We start from the raw sequence: 16077 nt of genomic DNA on the forward strand, positions 1-16077 counted from the left end.
AAGTTTTGGCTATAATTATACAAAAAATTCACAAAAATGAGAAAAGATGATACATAAAACCAATGCTGCTAGGCTTTTAGACAAGCTAAAAATAGAGTATGAGATACTTGAGTACGAAGTCGATCTAAACGATCTTTCAGCCGTTCACGTAGCAGCTAGCACCAAGCAAGATATAAAGCAAATTTATAAGACGATCGTCTGTCAGTGCGAGCCTAAAAATTTTGTCGTTGCTTGCTTGCAAGGCGATCTGGAGCTTGATCTAAAAGCACTTGCTCATGCATGCGGAGCTAAGCGCTGCGAGCTTATAAATTTAAAAGACCTAGAAAAGATCACCGGCTACATCAGAGGCGGCTGCTCGCCACTTGCTATGAAAAAGCACTTTGCGACCTTCATCGATGAGCGAGCAAAAGAGCAAGAGTACGTGCTAGTAAGCGCTGGAGTAAGAGGCAAGCAGATAAAGATAGCTCCAAATGACCTTTTGAAGGCTTGTGAGGCGGATTACGCTGATATCGCCAGACTAGCTCTTTAAAAACTCTATAAATTTAAACTTCTCGCCTAAAAACTCAGGTGAGAGTAGAAATTTTGCCTGTTTTGCAGCATTTTCATAGGCTTGCTTGCTGCCTTTTTCAAGTACCAAAGATAAAATTTCATCCACACCAAAGTCGCAAACCAAAGCATCATTTTGTTTTTTAAATTTTAGCATCAAAAAGCCAGCCTCGCAAAAAGCCTCTTTTACCTGCTTAAAACAAAGACTATAAGTTAGATCTGAACTTTTAAAATATGGCGCAAGGTTTGAAATTTTAAACAATGAAAAAACTTGATGATCCTTAAAAACTCTTAGACTAAATTCATTTTTTGGCTCAAATTCGCCGTAGTCAAAGCTTAAAAATCTCACCTTTTTTGCCGCATTTGCAAGCTGAAGCGCAAATTTAGCGTAGCCGGTTGATATCTCGCCCTTTTTTATGCCAAATTTCTTTGCAAGAGCTAGTAAATTTTGATCCGCCTTTTGCCAGTGAAATTTTAGTTCATCATCCACAAAAAGCATATTTTGCTCATCTATCACCTCGCAGCTAAATGCGTCAAGTAGCTCATTTGATATGACAAAAATTTCATCAAACGAGCACTCACCTAAATTTTCATAGTGCCCTACTCTAACCTCGTCACTAAAGCGATTTTTAAATGTCTCAAGCTGTTTTTTACGTAAAATTTCATGAGGTTCGATGATGATAAACTCTAAATTTGGCAAAATTTTTGGCTCAAGCGTAAAGATGCCTTGTGCGAAGTCAGCTAGCATATCACCCGAGTTTGCGCCGATCTCCACGACCTTGCAAGAGCTAGAGATTTCGCCGTTTTTGAGTAGCTTTAAAAAGTAGTTTGCAAGGCAGGCGCCAAAGAGATAGCCAACGCTTACATTTGTGTAAAAATCACCTTTTTTACCGATATCCACGCCAAATTTATAGTAGTTTTCATTGACCCAGATATCAAAAAACTCGCTAAATTTCATAGATCAGGCAGCTTCCAGCCTCTATAAAATGCAAACATCCTGACCGTTATGCCAGCAGCAAGCAAAAGCATGGTAAAAAATATGTTGGTAAGGCCCAGATGATAGAGGATAAAGTAGGCAAGCCCCACGCCAAGGCTTATCGTGCCGTAAAGTCCGGTGCGCAAAAACCATGGGACTTCATTTAGCAAGATATCTCTTAAGATACCGCCGCCAACGCCGTTAAAAAAGGCGATCATCATGACGCCAAAGATGTTGTAGCTATACTCGATGGCAACCATTGCCCCAACGATAGAAAAGCAGATGACGTCGATCGCGTCGGCAAAGATAAAGACAAATTTCTTCTCCAAGCCCTCTCTTTTTATATGTAAATTTGTGATCCTGGATGCGACAAGCATAAAGATGACAACACTTACTGGCATATAGTGAGTGAATGAATAAACCGCCCTGCCAACGAGCATATCACGCATGATACCGCCTCCAAGCGCGGTCAAAAATGCGGACAAAAAGACGCCAAGCCAGTCACACTCCCTCTTTACTGCAAACAAAAAGCCACTAAGCGCAGCTGATGCGATACCGACGTATTCTACAAAAAGTATTAAGCTCATATTTTTTCCTTAAAAATGGGCATTTTATAATGAAATCTCATAAAATTTCATTAATAAATTTTTAAATAATAGTTTATTTTAGGCTATAATAACAAAAATTTTAAATAAGGAAATTTGATGAAAAAACTTTTAGCTTTGCTCTTTTTGATCGGCTCATTTTTTGCGTTAAATTTAAACGCTGATGTGATTCAAAATCAAAAATTAAAAAATGCGATAAACATTTTAAATGCTTTTGGCACTAGAAATTTAAAACCAAATACTAAATTTACAGGCATCAAAGCCATAGCTATAATCCCAGACGTGACAAAAGCAGGCGCGATCATCACTGGCTCAAAAGGCAGAGGAGTATTTATCGCTAAAAACGACGATGGCGAGTGGTCAAGCCCATTTTTTGTAAATTACACATCTGGCAGCATCGGACTTCAGCTAGGATATAGCTCAGCTGATATGATCATTTTGTTTAAAAACTCAGAAGCCTACGCAAGCTTGTTTAACGCAAAAGATACAATCAGTCTAAAAGCAGAAGCAACTGGCGGCGTTGGTAACGAAGTGGCGATAGCTAGTGATTTGCCTGAAATTTCAGCATTTGTCGAGGAGCGTGGCAAGACTAGCGGAGCTTTTGTTGGCGTTAGCTTAGATGTGGCAAGACTTAAGATAAACGCACAAGATACAAACGACTACTACGATAGAATGTATGAATTTGAAGATATCTACAACAACAGCCCAAAAGCTAGTAAATACACAATCAAATTTAAAGAGATAATATCAAAATACTTCTTATAATAACCTCATATCTTGGCTCTTTTAGAAGAGTCAAGCTCTTTTTTACATTTTAAAGATTTTTGAAATTTTAGTTTATAAATTTAGCAAGATTATGGCTTAGCCTTTTGCTAAACCATAAATAGTGATACAAAGCGTTTTTTAGGGATTGGAGAAAATTGAGTCATATATTCAAACGCCTCTTCGTAGTCGCCGTCAGTGTATTGCGCGACTTGCTCGATAAGCTCATAAAGCTCTTCGTCATCCATCGAGTCAAAGCTGCCTCTATTTTCCAAAACCTCTAACAAAACGGCGTCTAATTCTAGCTCGTCGTAAGTCATTTCGTTCCTTAATTCTGATTTAAAAAATGCGAAACTATACCAAAAGAAGCTTATAAAATACTTTACTTAGAATTTGTAATAAATTTTATGCATTTTTTAGTAGAAAAGTTGTAAAATCTTTACATTCATTATCAATTTGATAGGGATTTTGTGGAAGACTTTGAACTATTTTACAAGCATTTTAACGAGTTTTTAAAAGCTTTTGGTCAAAAAGGCTCTGAGATAAAAGAGCAAATTTTGCGTGTGCTTTTTGCTAGCAAGTCGCATCTAAATGCTCAAGAAATTTGCCAAAAAATTTATGAAACTTACAAAAATGAAATTTCAATGACTTCTATATATACCTTTTTAAATTTTCTTGAAGAGCACCATTTGGCAAATAGTTTTGAACAAAATGGTGTTAAAAATTACGAGCTAAATTTAAAATCCTCTCACGATCACCTGATCTGTGAAATTTGTGGCAAAGTGGTTGATTTTGAAGATGAGATGATAGAGCAAAGGCAAGAGCAAATTTGTAGCCAAAGATCATTTAGTGCAGAGTCTCATAAGATGATACTTTATGGAATTTGCAGTGATTGCCAAGCAAAAAATGGGATTTAAATTTATCATTTCATTTTGCTTTTTGATAATGAAAGACAAAAAAATTTCAGATTTGTTTAAGTTACAGATTAGATAATACGCAGACAAAATAAAAGGATGAAAATGGATATAAAAACACAAACTTTAGCACAAGTTGCAAGCTATTTTTCGATGATAGCTCACACAAATGGCAGACTAAGAGTAAGGGTTAGCCCAAAGATCAAAGAGCTAAGCAGTAGCGTAAATTTAGCTAGTTTAGATGATATGATCGCTCAGATAAATGGCATAAAAAATGTTAAATTTAACAAGATAATCGGCTCTGTAACGATCGAATATGACCACGAAATTTTCCCTAAAAATCTCTGGGAGGATCTCTTAAAAGGGCAAAATTTAGAAGAAATTTCAGCTAAAGTAAATGAAGTAGCAAGAGAAGTAAAATATGCTTAACGAGCTTTTAAACGCCTCTTATACGAGCGAAAAAAACGCACTTAGGTTATATGAAGGCCTAGCTTCGTTTGGCGAAGTGTTTGATCAAATCGCAAGCGTGAGAAAAAATGCGATCATATTGATAGAGAAATTTGCAAGTGCGCACGAGTATGAGCTTGTTTGCGAAAATGAAGCTATCTTTTTGCCAGCAAAAAATAAAGAAGATGCGCTGATAGAGGCACTAAACTATGAAAATGAGCTAAACAAAATGTATGAGAAATTTTGTGAAAGCTTAGATGATGAGGAGCTAAAAGATCTATTTTTTAGACTTTGGGCTACTTCAAATAACGAATATATCACCTCTTTAAAGCACTGCTTAAAAGAAATTTATAGTGGAGCTGTGGCAAAAAATGAGCTAAATTTAAATGAAATTTCACAAAATTTTGAGCAAAATGGCATAGCAAATATTTTAGAAAGCTATCAAAATGACTTTAATGAGATAACTAAAAGCTTGCAAAATATCGCAAGTGGCAAGGCTGATAAAAGCGAGTTGGCAAAGATAACCAATAATCCAAATTTCTCGTTTTTTAGCGGGCTTGCACTTGGGGCATTAGGCATTTCAGTAGTTAGCAAAAATTTAAATAAGGATGAAGAAGATGAATAATTTACAAAATCAAACAAAGAAAGGATTTAAAATGGCATTACCATTTTTAGCAGGTTTAGCAGTAGGCGGTTTAGCAGTAGTTGCTTGGAGTAAAAGAGATAAGATCAAAGAGTGTGCAAAAGACGGCCTAGACAAAGGCAAAGAGGCTGCAAAAGATCTTTACAAAAAAGGCAAAAATGTCGCAAAAGACGCAAAAGACTTCATGGTAAAAGAAGAGAAAAAAGCAAAACGCGGCGCTAAAAAAGTAGAAAAAGAGGCTGAAAAAGTGGTTAAAAAAACAAGAAAACCACGCGCTAAAAAGCCAGCAGCTCCAAAAGCTATCACACCAAACGATATAGCTTAAGGATAGAGAATGCAAGAAAATAATCTTTTTACGCTTTCAAATACAAGGCTTCCGTTTGATCACTTCATCAGCGGAGCCTTAATCGCTGGCATGGGTGCAGCTGCACTTGGCTTTAACGACTATCTAAACAACAGAGCAACTAAAAAAGATGTCGCTAAGAAGATAGTAAAATACGCTGTAACAGGCGGTTTTGTAGGTGCTGTTGGCATTCACGCTTCAAATTTGATAGCACAAAAAAAATATCTAAACGCAGCAGCTTTCACAGCAGCTGGCATCGGCGGTCTTTTGATAGCTGAAGAACTAATAAAATTGGAGAGTAAATAATGAATAACCCTTATATCAATGAAGAAAACGCAAACGAAGTAGCAGCAAATGACGCAGCAGCAACTCAGCCAAGTGCAGTTGATAATGCAATAAACAATGCAGCTCAAAATTTACCATTTGTACCTGAAAATTTTAACGCAGCTGGCTTTGTGAAAGGCCTACTTTTAGGCGGCATAGCAGCTTATGTGCTAACTAATCCAAAGGCACAAGAGTGCGTATTTAAAGCGATCATCAAAGGTGGCGAGCTAATAAACGCTGGCATAGAAGAACTAAAAGAGCGTTTTGAAGATGTCAAAGCTGAACTTGACTCACAAAAATAAGGTCACTCTAGCTCATAAGAGCAAAAATAGAGCAAGGTTTATTTGCGAGAGCCTAAACGCTAGAAGCGATGTCAGCGCCATCGAGGCTGCGATCTCAGAGCGAACCGATGCAAAAAGTGTGCGTGTAAATAAATACGCAAAGAGCATCGTCGTCGAGTTTGATAAGAGCTATGAGAAAATTTTAGATTTTATAAAAAGCTATGATTTTCCAACCAAGCCAAAAGATGAGAGCCTGCCTAGCAAAGCAAATATCTACAAAGCTGCTGCTGCACTTGGTGTAACGCCATTTATGAGCAACAAAACTCTAAAATCAGCCGTGACTCTTTACGCCACAGCTCCAAATTTAATAGAAGGCGCAAAAGAGCTAAGGCATGAGGGCATCACATCAAAAGTGCTTGAAGCAACAGCTATTGGCACAAGCCTTGCAATGGGCGATCATTTGGCTGCAAATAGCACAAATTTAATGATAAATATCGGCGAATACATGGAAGAAAGTGCTAGCCACAGAAGTGATGATCTCATCAAAGAGCTAGCCAAACCAAACATCGAAGAGGTCTGGGTTGAGCGAAATTTAAACGGTGAAAAGACGCTTGAAAAGGTAAAAACCGAAAATTTAAAAAAAGGCGACATCGTAGTAGTCGGAGCTGGCGAGACGATAGGCGTTGATGGCTACATCGTCGAGGGCAATGCTGACGTCAATCAAGTCTCAATGACTGGAGAAGCCGAGCCTGTGGCAAAAGCTAGAGGCGACCGCGTTATAAGCGGCACTGTTGTCGATGAGGGCAGGATCAAAATTTGGGCTGAAAACGTAGGTAGCGACACCGCAACCGCAAGGATCAAAGAGTACATCCAAACTTCACTTAATGAAAAATCAGCCATCGGCGTAAAAGCTCTAAAACTAGCTGATAAGCTAGTGCCAGTGACACTCTCTCTTGCTGGGCTTTCGTATGTTATAAACAAAAATATGAACAGCGTTGCAAGCGTGCTTCAAGCTGATTACTCTTGTGCGCTTAAGCTTGCTACGCCAGTTGCGTTTAAGTCAAGCATCTCAAAAGCCGGCAGAAACGGCATCCTCATAAAAGGCGCAAAGGCGATCGAGGCTCTAAGCTCGGTAGATACCTTTGTCTTTGACAAAACCGGCACTCTAACTCACGGACGCCTAAGCGTGGTTGAAATTTACTCTTTTAAAGATGGATTTTCAGAGGCTGATATCTTAAATTTAACCGCAAGTGCCGAGGAGCACTACTTCCACCCAGTAGCTGAAGCGATAGTTGAGGCTGCAAACAAGCGTGGATTTAGCCATATCCATCACGACGAAGTTGAATTTATCGTAGCTCACGGTGTAAAAACTGCGATGCACGGCAAAGAGGTCGTTATCGGCAGTAGGCACTTTTTAGAAGATGATGAGATGATAAGCTTTAAAGCTCACGAAGCACTTATAAATAAGGCTTTACAAAGCGGTTTAACCCTGCTTTATGTAGGATACGACAAAGAGCTTGTTGGTGTGATCGCTATGAAAGATGATATGAGAGCAAACGCTAAAGATATGGTGGCAAAACTACGAAATCTTGGCGTGAAAGAGATAGTTATGCTAAGTGGCGACATAAAGAGCAAAGCTGAAGAGGTAGCGCGCGAGCTAGGGCTTGATAGAGTATATGCTGAGTGCTTACCAACAGACAAAGCAGCGATCATCGAAGAGCTAAAGAGTGAGGGCAAAAAGGTCGCTTTTGTAGGCGATGGCATAAATGACGCGCCAAGCCTAACAAAAGCAAATGTTGGCATCAGCATGCACAAAGGTGCTGATATCGCTAAAGCAACGGCTGATATAAGCCTTTTAAAAGATGACATCATGAGTGTAGCGCTTGCAAAAGAGCTTGCTAATAAAACTATGAAGTTAATTAGCTCAAATTTCCGCTCGACCGTTGGTGTAAATACAGCCATACTAAGTGCCGCAACGCTTGGCATGCTAAATCCAATAGCAACTGCCATGCTTCACAATGGCACGACGATCTGGCTTCTGCTCAACTCAATGAAGGGCGTTAAGATCAAGTCAAAATAAATTTGAAAGGATAGATGGTGTTTGAGAATTTCTTAAACTTTTTAAACGGCAAAATGGATGTAGCCAACGACTTTTTATATGGATATTTTTTGGTTATCATCCTTGTAGCTTCAGGAATTTACTTTAGCTACCTTACCCGTTTTGTGCAGTTTAGGATGTTCTTTGAGGCTTGCAGAGTTCTGGTAGAGAAAAAGGATAAGTATAACAAGCACCATCTAACGCCGTTTCAAGCGCTGATGATCTCGACTGCTTCGCGCGTTGGCATCGGCAACATTGCTGGAATTTCAGCTGCCATCGTCGCAGGTGGCCCTGGAGCACTTTTTTGGATGTGTTTGATGGCATTTTTAGGCTCAGCTTCAGCCTTTATTGAGAGTACTCTAGCTCAAATTTATAAGACCAAAGATGTCTTTGGCTTTAAAGGCGGTCCAGCCTACTACATCAAAAACGGGCTTGGCATAAAGTGGCTTGGCTCTTTGTTTGCTATCATCCTCATCATCACCTATGCTTATGGCTTTAATGGACTTCAAAGCTACACCATGACCTCCGCTTTTGAAATTTACTACGACAAAGCAGGCAGCAACATCACCTTTGCACAAAGTGGCTTGCCTATTGGCATCGGACTTATCCTTACAGCATTTACAGCTGTGATGTTTTTTAGCAAAAGTCACATCATCGGCAAAGTTAGCTCATATATCGTGCCTTTCATGGCGCTTACTTACATCTTGCTAGCTATCATCGCGATCGTTTTAAATTTCAAAGAAATTCCAGCCGTCATCAAGATGATCATAGAAAGCGCCTTTGATTTTAAAGCGATCTTTGGTGGATTTGCTGGAAGCGTGATCGTAATAGGTATAAAAAGAGGACTTTTTTCAAACGAGGCTGGCATGGGCTCAGCGCCAAATGCAGCGGCTGCTGCTCACACAAGCCACCCAGTCAAACAAGGGCTAGTGCAAGCAATGGCTGTTTTTATCGATATGACGATATGCGTCGCCTCTGGTATGATCGTGCTTTTTTCTCAGGCATATCTCACAAAACAAACTGGCGTAAGTGGCGAAGTGCTAACTGCCCTACCTCTTGTTCAAGCAGCGATGAAAGAGTATTTTGGCGACTTTGGGCTACACTTTACAACCCTTGCAGTAGTGCTATTTGCCATCACATCGCTCATCGGCAACTACTACTACGCACAGGCAAATATGAAATTTCTAACAAAAAGCAAAAATTTAACGCTAGCATTTAAGATCACAGCAGTGATTATGATATTTATAGGCGCTCAGATGAACTTAAAACTAGCTTGGAACATCGCTGATATCACGATGGCAGCTATGGCTACGATAAATATCATCGCCATTTTCTTGCTATCAAAAGTGGTGATAATAGCGATAAAAGACTACGAAGCTCAAAGAAAAGCTGGTAAAAATCCAGAATTTGACCCAGAGAGTCTAGGCATCAAAAATACAAGCTGCTGGAGCAAAAACTAAAGGAGAAAATTTGGGAAAAGATATAAAGATAAGCGGCAAACTACTAGATCTAAACACCCACAGACAAGTAGCAAAGGTCGGCATGAGCGTCACTTTGGCATCTGTTTGCCTAAGCGCACTTTTTATGAAAAATAGATCTGTTAAAAAATTTCACGTAGCTTCTGGCATCGCATTTACATGCTTTGCGCTTTACCACGCTGGACTTTACGACAACGGCATCTTTAAAAAGATGATCGTAAAAGCAAAAACCGCTTCAAAAAAGGCGTAACATGAGACTAAGCGACGCTGAAATTTTAGACTACATAAATGAGGATCTACCCTACTTTGACCTCACAACGTCGCTTCAAAATATCGATAAAAAAGCCTCGCTTGAAATTTACTCGCGTGATGAAATTTGCATTAGCTGCGTAGATGTGGCAGCAAGCATAGCAAGGCTACTTGGCTGCGAGAGCGAAATTTTTGTCAAAAACTCTCAAATTTGCAAGGCTGGCGATGTGATCATAAAAATTTATGGCAGCTACGAAGATGTGCATAAGGCTTGGAAACTGGCCCAAGTTGCACTAGAGTACGCCAGTGCCATTGCAACCTACACAAACAAAATGGTAAAAGCCGCAAAAAGCGTCAATGAAAAATGCGAGGTTTTAGCGACAAGAAAGAGCTTCCCATTTGCAAAGAAATTTTGCGTAAAAGCCGTGCTTGAAGGCGGTGGCGGTATGCACAGACTTGGACTTAGCGATAGCGTTCTTTTCTTTAAAAACCACATAAAAGCCTATGCTAGTTTTGATGAATTTATCTCACATTTGCCAGAGTTTAAAGCAAAAATGGTCGAGCGAAAAATATGCGTCGAAGCTGAAAATTTGGACGAAGCAAACAAGCTTTTAAAGGCAAAATGTGACGTCGTGCAGTGTGATAAATTTAGCCCAGAGCTTATCAAAAATGTGCTAGCTTTAAGAGATGAAATTTCACCAAATACTATGATACTAGCAGCTGGTGGCGTAAATTTATCAAATGCAAAAGATTATGCAAATGCCGATGCGATAGTCACTTCTGCAATGTATTCAAAAGGCATTGCCGACATCAGCGCAAGACTTGAAATTTTGTAAAATTTTACATATAAAAATACATATTAACCTTTATAGCAAATAATAAGCCTCTACCAAATTTTTAAAATTTATTAGAGTTTTAATCCGCATGTGCTATCAATAAGCGAAGCCAAATTTTAGTATGTAATTCTTGCGAGTGAATGAAATTTAAAATTAAAGGTAAGCTTTTTAGAATAAACCGCGTGCAGTGCGCTAGCACTAAAGCATGCCACCTCTAACGTGCGAGGGGTTTGGGGGATTTAAAGGGGGATAAGGGGACGGCCTCGTAACTCGAGTCCCCTTGTCTCCCTTTTGGATAAAATTTGACAAAATTTAATTGAGTTGCTTTGTAAATTTTAAAATCTTACTCACTCGCCTTAGCAGACTACTAAATCTAGGCTGCACTTCGTTTGGCACTAAATTTAGAGCCGTGATATGCTCGCTTATAAATTTTTAAAATTTGATAGATAATTCTTGAGTCTTAAATTTAAAATTTAGAATTTAAAAAGATTAAACCCCAACCCAGCCTAAACCAGGTTGGAGTTTATTAAATTAAGTAGTTTGCATTAAATAAATTTAAGTTTGTTTATTAAGAAGTTAAAACCTCTTCTTCCTAACCTCTTCAACTATAGCTTTAGCCATCTCATCTACTTCTGATGTTACTTCATTTGCTTGGTTTGCAATTACCACATTCTCTTTTGTTAGATTATCTATTTGAGCAACTGATTGATTTATCATGTTTATGCCTTCACTTTGCTCTTTTATAGATTCACTCATCTCATTTATTGATTGAGCTAGGACATTTGTATTTGCTTCTATCTCACCAAGTGATTTTTGAGTTCTCTCAGCTAGTTTTCTAACTTCATCAGCCACAACTGCAAATCCTCTGCCGTGTTCTCCTGCACGTGCTGCTTCTATTGCAGCATTAAGAGCAAGTAAATTTGTTTGATCTGCTATATCTCTAATGATAGTTATGATGTTTTTAATTTCATCACTTTGTCTTATAACATCAGCTGTCTTTTGAGAGATGGCATTCATTGAGCTTGACATTTGCTCAACTGCAGCAGCTGATTCTTGTAAGCTATTTGCTTGAGTGTTTGCTGAGCTTGCTACTTTAGATACTGAGCTAGCTAAAAGTTTAGCTTTTTCTTCTAGTACTTGTGCTTGGTTTAGATTGTCATTTAGCATTTTAGAGATTTCAATGCCTAGAGAGTTTATACCACTTGCTATCTTACCATCATCATTAAGTCTTTTTGTAAAGTCTTGGTTTTTATAAGTGTTTAGTAGATCAAGTACATCTTTACCATTACTTGAGATTGCATTTTTAAGAGCAAGTTGTAGATCTTTAAATGTGCTTTTTAGTTGATTTAGAGCTGGATTGTTTGTATCAGCTTCTAGGCTTGCTTCATAGTTGCCATCTTTTATCTCATTTACAAAGGTGTTGGCTTTTTGGATGAAGGTGTTCTCATGCTCTTTTGCCGTCTGGATAACCTCTATATTTTCATTTATAAGCGACGACATGATGCAAATTTCATCTTTACCTTTTAAGCTTAGAAGTTTGGCAGAATTTGTCTTGTTGTTTAGATATAAGAAAAACTCACTTAGCCCGCCCTTTACGCTATCGATGCCTGAGATGATATTTTTACCGACAAAAAATGAAACCAAAACAAGCAATAGTATAAAACAGGCAAGCAAAATGACCATAGAAACAGCTAAGTTGCCAGCTTCGCTCATATCTTGTAAAGCTTTATCTTTCATATCATTTAACAAGTAAAGCTCATAGTTTCTAAAGCTATCGATCAAATTTGTAATGCTTTGAAACCAACTAGCCGCTTCGATCTTACCAGCTGTCTCATCTGGAGTAGCGATAGCACTTTTGATGATATCATCTATCTTTTGAAACTCATCACTTTGCAAGATCTCTTTTTGCAAGCTATCTGCGTATGTGCCTGCGTTAAATTTCACATAGTCATTTATGAGATTTTTGATGTTTGCGTTAAATGAAACCAAATTTACGTATGTATTTTTATCGATGTTATGTTTTATAAAGGCAGCATTTAGCACCGCCCTTGTGATACCAAAATACTCTTTGATCTTTGAGATACTAAAAATTCTAGCCAAGTTATCTTTCATATCAGGCTCAGAGCTGCTTGCGAGAGAATTTTCAAATATAAGTGTATTTTCGATCATATCGTGAAATTTAGGAGCTATGAGAGCAAAACTTTCTTTGTTATCTACTTTGGCTCTTATGCTATTAAGCTCGCTTGAGAGTTCATCTTTATTAGAAAGTTTAGACAAAACGCCATCAACTTTAGCTCTTTGCTCTTTTAAATTTTTATCAGCATCTTTGCCATTAGCTATAAAGCCTGCGCTATAACCGCGCTCTTTTTGAAGTTCATGGATAAATTCACTTTGTTTTATGATATCTTCAGCTGTATTAAGGCTTGATACAGCTTGGCTTCTAGTCTTAAAAACACCATTTAAAATATAAATACTTGTTGCACTTAAACAAATAAGACTTAAAATTACAATTAGTAGGATCTTTATTTTTATACTTAGATTATTCATTTTTCATTCCTTTGCATTACAAGATACGATATATAGGCTATTTCTTCTAAAAAACGAAGCGGATTTTATTACTTTAATAATTAAATATAACTTGAAAATATAAATTACATTTAAGCAACAATAATTTTACTTTACTAAACAAATGCCCTACTTTAGGCGATTTAAGAAAATTTTAATTACAAATAAATAATATTAATTAATAACAAATATTTAATTTTGCTCTAAAATTTATAAAAATGGATAGATAAATTTGAAAAAGTAGTTAAAGATATTTTGTAAGCAAAGATAAATTTAAGCAGGAGATCACTCCCCTGCTTTGAAATTATTTAGAAAATTTTGGGTCAGAAAACGCTGTAAGTTTTGGTGCTTCATCGCCTTGATATTTTCTGATATTTACAAGAGCTGTGTGGCTGATGTTGCCGTTTGCTAGCTTACTTGTTGGGATATCTATGGTTAGCACGTTTGCGGAGCCGTTTTTGCATATGCCGCTATCAAAGCCGTCATACCAAGCGCCCTCAGCTAGTTTTACAACGCCCTCTTTGATGTTTTTAGTCACATAAGCACCTGCCAAAACCTCGCCACGAGCGTTAAATACACACACCAAATCGCCTGTTTTTACGCCAAGCTCTTTTGCGTCATTTTCGTTTATCCACACTGGCTCGCGGTTAGCGATAGCATACTTCTCACGAAGTGAAGTTTGGCTTAGCTGTGAGTGCAAGCGGTCAGTTGGGTGGGCGCTTATCATGTGGTATTTTGCAGGTTTGTCTTTCATGCCTAGCCACTCGATCGGCTCAAACCAAGTTGGGTGCGCTTTGCAGTCATCATAGCCCATTTTCTCGATAGTATCTGAGTAAATTTCGATAAGACCGCTAGGCGTTCCAAGAGCGTTTAGCACAGGATCTTCTCTAAATTCACCAAGTCTTACCCAGTTATCACTATCTTGAGATGAGGCAAATGTGACTGGTTTGTTTTCATTCCAAAACTCTTCAAATGGCTTCATGTCGCTTGCAAGCTCAGGGATCGCTTTTACTTGAGCGTAGGCTGCGTCGTAGTACTCTTTGATCCAGTCAAACTCGTCTTTGCCGTTATCTGTGTAGGCGATGGCTAAATTTTTAGCATAAGCCTTGCAAAGGTCAGTGAAAATTTGATAGTCATCTTTCGCCTCGCGGTATTTTTCAACGACTTGTTTCATCGGCACTATGTTCATGTTTGAGTAGTCCCCTGTCATCGTGATGTCGTTTCTCTCATACTCTGTAGTGACTGGGAAGACGATATCAGCCATCTTTGCTGTCGGTGTCCAGTATGCTTCGTGAACGACAACCGTTCTTGGCTTTCTCCACGCTTTTAAATTTGTATTAGTATCTTGGTGATGCACAAGTGGGTTGCCGCCGACCCAGTAGATGAAGTCGATGTCTGGGTAGGTGATCTTTTTGCCGTCGTGATCTATCACTTTGCCAGGGTGAAGCAACGCATCAGCGATACGAGCTACTGGGAAAGCGTAGTTGGTTGCTTTTTGTAGCCAGCTTTGACCTGTGCCTGCTACTGCGGCTGCTTTTGCGACGAAGCGACCGTGTTTGTCAAACTCACCTGTATCAGTGCCGATAAACTCGCCTTTTTCGTTAAATTTACCCACACTCGCGCTATTTACACCGCCGATGACTGCGCCTTTGCATGTTGGTGCGCCGCCGTTTGAGTAGTGGTAGCTTAAGCCAAAGCCTCCACCTGGTAGGCCTATCTGACCGATCATCGCAGCTAGCGTTACCATCGCCCAGTGTGGTTGCTCACCGTGGTGAGCGCGCTGCATACCCCAGCCACTCATTAGCATTGTGCGGTTGCTTACAAATGTATTAGCTAGCTCTTTTAAGGTATCTTTGTCGATACCACAAATTTTGCTCGCCCACTCTAAATTTTTAGGAGTGTTGTCTGTCTTACCAAGTAGATATGGGAGGAATTTATCAAAGCCATAAGTGTAGTTTTCGATAAATTCTTTATCGTATTTGCCGCTTTCATATAGGTAGTGCATCATGCCTAGCATCATCGCTGTGTCGGTGTTTGGCACTGGAGCGATCCACTGAGCTTTGTCGAAGTATTGTGCTGTTTCAGATCTGATAGGATCGATCACGATCACTTTGATATCTTTTTTGTTTTTTAGCTCTTCAAAGTATTTAAAGCCTTGCTCATCAGTCGCTGTCCAAGCTATGCGAAGTGTCGCAAGTGGGTTTGCGCCCCAGATGACTACGACTTTTGAGTTTTCTAGCACTACTGGCCAGCTAGTTTGCTGCTCATAGACCTCGATACTACCTACAACGTGAGGCATGATGATCTGGCTAGCGCCTGTTGAGTAGTCGCCTAGCGAGCCAACAAAGCCGCCACTAAGGTTCATAAATCTATGAAGTAAAATTCTTGAGTTATGCACATTGCCGCTTGATTTCCAGCCGTAACTACCTGCAAAAACGCTTTGTAAGCCTTTTTGCGCTCTTGTTTTTTTAAGCTCTTTAGCAACTAGTTTGATGGCCTCTTCGTAAGGCACCTCGACCCACTCATCGATGCCGCGAAGCTCTGGTTTTGGGCTGTCTGGGTTTTCTAGGTAGCTCTTTCTTACCATTGTGTACTTGATACGACTTTTATAGATCATATCTGGCGTGTAGTGCTGAAGTGGGTTGTAAATTTCACTTGTCTTTTGGATAGGCTCTGACTTTACAGCGATGCCGTTTTTGGTTGTCACTTTTAGCATGCCCCAGTGAGCAGCTGTAAGAGTTTCGCCATTTTTTACAACACCCTTTTTAACCTCATCAGCAAACAAATTTGAAGCTGTTACGCCTGAAAGCAAAGGTGTAGCTGCGATTGCTGTTGCACCTTTTTTTAGAAAATCTCGTCTGTTCTCGTTCATTGTTTCTCCTTTTATTATCTTTAACTTCTCGCCTAGGCAAAGCCAAGGCTCCGACAAACCCCATCGGTTTGATCCCGCACTAAAGATTAAGATCGCAATCCAGCGATCTAAATTTTTGTTTTTCTCACTGAGCAGCCA

At 39.0% G+C, this 16077-nt stretch carries 17 protein-coding genes and 1 pseudogene; 12 read left to right on the forward strand and 6 right to left on the reverse strand.

What is annotated here, in order from left to right; genetic code table 11:
• Positions 1 to 46: 46 nt before the first annotated feature.
• Positions 47 to 529 carry a Cys-tRNA(Pro) deacylase gene (gene ybaK / locus MTT09_RS06245; RefSeq protein ID WP_021090136.1) on the forward strand — a complete coding sequence of 161 codons (483 nt, stop codon included), beginning with the start codon at positions 47 to 49 and terminating at the stop codon, positions 527 to 529.
• On the opposite strand, the gene MTT09_RS06250 is transcribed toward ybaK, so the two are convergent.
• Positions 518 to 1504 carry an SAM-dependent methyltransferase gene (locus MTT09_RS06250; RefSeq protein WP_429803207.1) on the reverse strand — a complete coding sequence of 329 codons (987 nt, stop codon included), beginning with the start codon at positions 1502 to 1504 and terminating at the stop codon, positions 518 to 520. The two genes, ybaK and MTT09_RS06250, sit on opposite strands and share 12 nt — an antisense overlap.
• Entirely contained in the window at positions 1501 to 2109 is a 609-nt protein-coding gene (locus tag MTT09_RS06255) for a trimeric intracellular cation channel family protein (protein WP_107715132.1), read from the reverse strand. Before MTT09_RS06255 ends, MTT09_RS06250 begins: the two co-directional genes overlap by 4 nt.
• Positions 2110 to 2226: 117 nt before the next feature.
• On the opposite strand from MTT09_RS06255, the gene MTT09_RS06260 reads away from it, so the two are divergent.
• A complete protein-coding gene (locus MTT09_RS06260) occupies positions 2227 to 2892 on the forward strand; it encodes a lipid-binding SYLF domain-containing protein (RefSeq protein WP_429803210.1) in 666 nt (221 codons plus the stop codon).
• 107 nt (positions 2893 to 2999) lie between these two features.
• Here the strand turns inward: MTT09_RS06260 and MTT09_RS06265 are convergent, their stop codons facing one another.
• Positions 3000 to 3209 (reverse strand): hypothetical protein, encoded by a 210-nt coding sequence (locus MTT09_RS06265; protein WP_002942234.1) that lies wholly within the window; start codon positions 3207 to 3209, stop codon positions 3000 to 3002.
• 150 nt (positions 3210 to 3359) lie between these two features.
• Between MTT09_RS06265 and MTT09_RS06270 the strand changes: the two genes are divergently transcribed.
• The 10 genes from MTT09_RS06270 (at position 3360) to modD (ending at position 10502) form a co-directional block, all read left to right on the forward strand.
• Positions 3360 to 3806 (forward strand): Fur family transcriptional regulator, encoded by a 447-nt coding sequence (locus MTT09_RS06270; RefSeq protein ID WP_107791734.1) that lies wholly within the window; start codon positions 3360 to 3362, stop codon positions 3804 to 3806.
• A 102-nt stretch (positions 3807 to 3908) separates the two neighbouring features.
• On the forward strand, positions 3909 to 4232 hold the full coding sequence (locus tag MTT09_RS06275) for an HMA2 domain-containing protein (protein WP_002942231.1): 324 nt from the start codon (positions 3909 to 3911) through the stop codon (positions 4230 to 4232).
• Positions 4225 to 4875, forward strand: a complete 651-nt coding sequence (locus MTT09_RS06280) for a ferritin-like domain-containing protein (RefSeq protein WP_429803213.1) — start codon at positions 4225 to 4227, stop codon at positions 4873 to 4875. Before MTT09_RS06275 ends, MTT09_RS06280 begins: the two co-directional genes overlap by 8 nt.
• Before the next feature lie 31 nt (positions 4876 to 4906).
• Positions 4907 to 5218 carry a hypothetical protein gene (locus MTT09_RS06285; RefSeq protein ID WP_035142665.1) on the forward strand — a complete coding sequence of 104 codons (312 nt, stop codon included), beginning with the start codon at positions 4907 to 4909 and terminating at the stop codon, positions 5216 to 5218.
• Between the two features lie 9 nt (positions 5219 to 5227).
• Positions 5228 to 5542: a hypothetical protein gene (locus tag MTT09_RS06290; RefSeq protein WP_012001863.1), complete on the forward strand. Its 315-nt coding sequence runs from the start codon at positions 5228 to 5230 to the stop codon at positions 5540 to 5542.
• Positions 5542 to 5862, forward strand: a complete 321-nt coding sequence (locus tag MTT09_RS06295) for a hypothetical protein (protein ID WP_012001864.1) — start codon at positions 5542 to 5544, stop codon at positions 5860 to 5862. The genes MTT09_RS06290 and MTT09_RS06295 overlap by 1 nt, the downstream gene beginning before the upstream one ends.
• A complete protein-coding gene (locus MTT09_RS06300; RefSeq protein ID WP_411160911.1) occupies positions 5831 to 7921 on the forward strand; it encodes a heavy metal translocating P-type ATPase in 2091 nt (696 codons plus the stop codon). Before MTT09_RS06295 ends, MTT09_RS06300 begins: the two co-directional genes overlap by 32 nt.
• Positions 7922 to 7935: 14 nt before the next feature.
• The gene (locus MTT09_RS06305) at positions 7936 to 9399 is read left to right on the forward strand and encodes an alanine/glycine:cation symporter family protein (RefSeq protein WP_035145198.1); all 1464 of its coding nucleotides are present in this window, start codon (positions 7936 to 7938) and stop codon (positions 9397 to 9399) included.
• A gap of 10 nt (positions 9400 to 9409) precedes the next feature.
• Positions 9410 to 9667 (forward strand): hypothetical protein, encoded by a 258-nt coding sequence (locus tag MTT09_RS06310; protein WP_009293953.1) that lies wholly within the window; start codon positions 9410 to 9412, stop codon positions 9665 to 9667.
• A gap of 1 nt (position 9668) precedes the next feature.
• The gene (gene modD, locus MTT09_RS06315; RefSeq protein WP_429803216.1) at positions 9669 to 10502 is read left to right on the forward strand and encodes a ModD protein; all 834 of its coding nucleotides are present in this window, start codon (positions 9669 to 9671) and stop codon (positions 10500 to 10502) included.
• 576 nt (positions 10503 to 11078) lie between these two features.
• Here the strand turns inward: modD and MTT09_RS06320 are convergent.
• From MTT09_RS06320 to MTT09_RS06330, 3 genes and pseudogenes are all read right to left on the reverse strand, one after another.
• The gene (locus MTT09_RS06320; protein ID WP_429803720.1) at positions 11079 to 12239 is read right to left on the reverse strand and encodes a methyl-accepting chemotaxis protein; all 1161 of its coding nucleotides are present in this window, start codon (positions 12237 to 12239) and stop codon (positions 11079 to 11081) included.
• 9 nt (positions 12240 to 12248) lie between these two features.
• Positions 12249 to 13049 (reverse strand): annotated as a pseudogene (locus tag MTT09_RS06325) (nitrate- and nitrite sensing domain-containing protein); the annotation flags it as partial.
• A gap of 322 nt (positions 13050 to 13371) precedes the next feature.
• The gene (locus MTT09_RS06330) at positions 13372 to 15939 is read right to left on the reverse strand and encodes a molybdopterin-dependent oxidoreductase (protein WP_429803218.1); all 2568 of its coding nucleotides are present in this window, start codon (positions 15937 to 15939) and stop codon (positions 13372 to 13374) included.
• Between the last annotated feature and the right edge of the window lie 138 nt (positions 15940 to 16077).

This window comes from Campylobacter concisus, from assembly GCF_050447505.1.
GTDB classification, from domain to species: domain Bacteria; phylum Campylobacterota; class Campylobacteria; order Campylobacterales; family Campylobacteraceae; genus Campylobacter_A; species Campylobacter_A concisus_BP.

Coding starts and splice junctions, on each gene's coding strand:
- ybaK (WP_021090136.1), top strand. CDS start 47: ATGATACATAAAACCAATGCTGCTAGGCTTTTAGACAAGCTAAAAATA.
- MTT09_RS06250 (WP_429803207.1), bottom strand. CDS start 1,504: ATGAAATTTAGCGAGTTTTTTGATATCTGGGTCAATGAAAACTACTAT.
- MTT09_RS06255 (WP_107715132.1), bottom strand. CDS start 2,109: ATGAGCTTAATACTTTTTGTAGAATACGTCGGTATCGCATCAGCTGCG.
- MTT09_RS06260 (WP_429803210.1), top strand. CDS start 2,227: ATGAAAAAACTTTTAGCTTTGCTCTTTTTGATCGGCTCATTTTTTGCG.
- MTT09_RS06265 (WP_002942234.1), bottom strand. CDS start 3,209: ATGACTTACGACGAGCTAGAATTAGACGCCGTTTTGTTAGAGGTTTTG.
- MTT09_RS06275 (WP_002942231.1), top strand. CDS start 3,909: ATGGATATAAAAACACAAACTTTAGCACAAGTTGCAAGCTATTTTTCG.
- MTT09_RS06280 (WP_429803213.1), top strand. CDS start 4,225: ATGCTTAACGAGCTTTTAAACGCCTCTTATACGAGCGAAAAAAACGCA.
- MTT09_RS06285 (WP_035142665.1), top strand. CDS start 4,907: ATGGCATTACCATTTTTAGCAGGTTTAGCAGTAGGCGGTTTAGCAGTA.
- MTT09_RS06290 (WP_012001863.1), top strand. CDS start 5,228: ATGCAAGAAAATAATCTTTTTACGCTTTCAAATACAAGGCTTCCGTTT.
- MTT09_RS06295 (WP_012001864.1), top strand. CDS start 5,542: ATGAATAACCCTTATATCAATGAAGAAAACGCAAACGAAGTAGCAGCA.
- MTT09_RS06300 (WP_411160911.1), top strand. CDS start 5,831: ATGTCAAAGCTGAACTTGACTCACAAAAATAAGGTCACTCTAGCTCAT.
- MTT09_RS06305 (WP_035145198.1), top strand. CDS start 7,936: ATGGTGTTTGAGAATTTCTTAAACTTTTTAAACGGCAAAATGGATGTA.
- modD (WP_429803216.1), top strand. CDS start 9,669: ATGAGACTAAGCGACGCTGAAATTTTAGACTACATAAATGAGGATCTA.
- MTT09_RS06320 (WP_429803720.1), bottom strand. CDS start 12,239: ATGAAAGATAAAGCTTTACAAGATATGAGCGAAGCTGGCAACTTAGCT.
- MTT09_RS06330 (WP_429803218.1), bottom strand. CDS start 15,939: ATGAACGAGAACAGACGAGATTTTCTAAAAAAAGGTGCAACAGCAATC.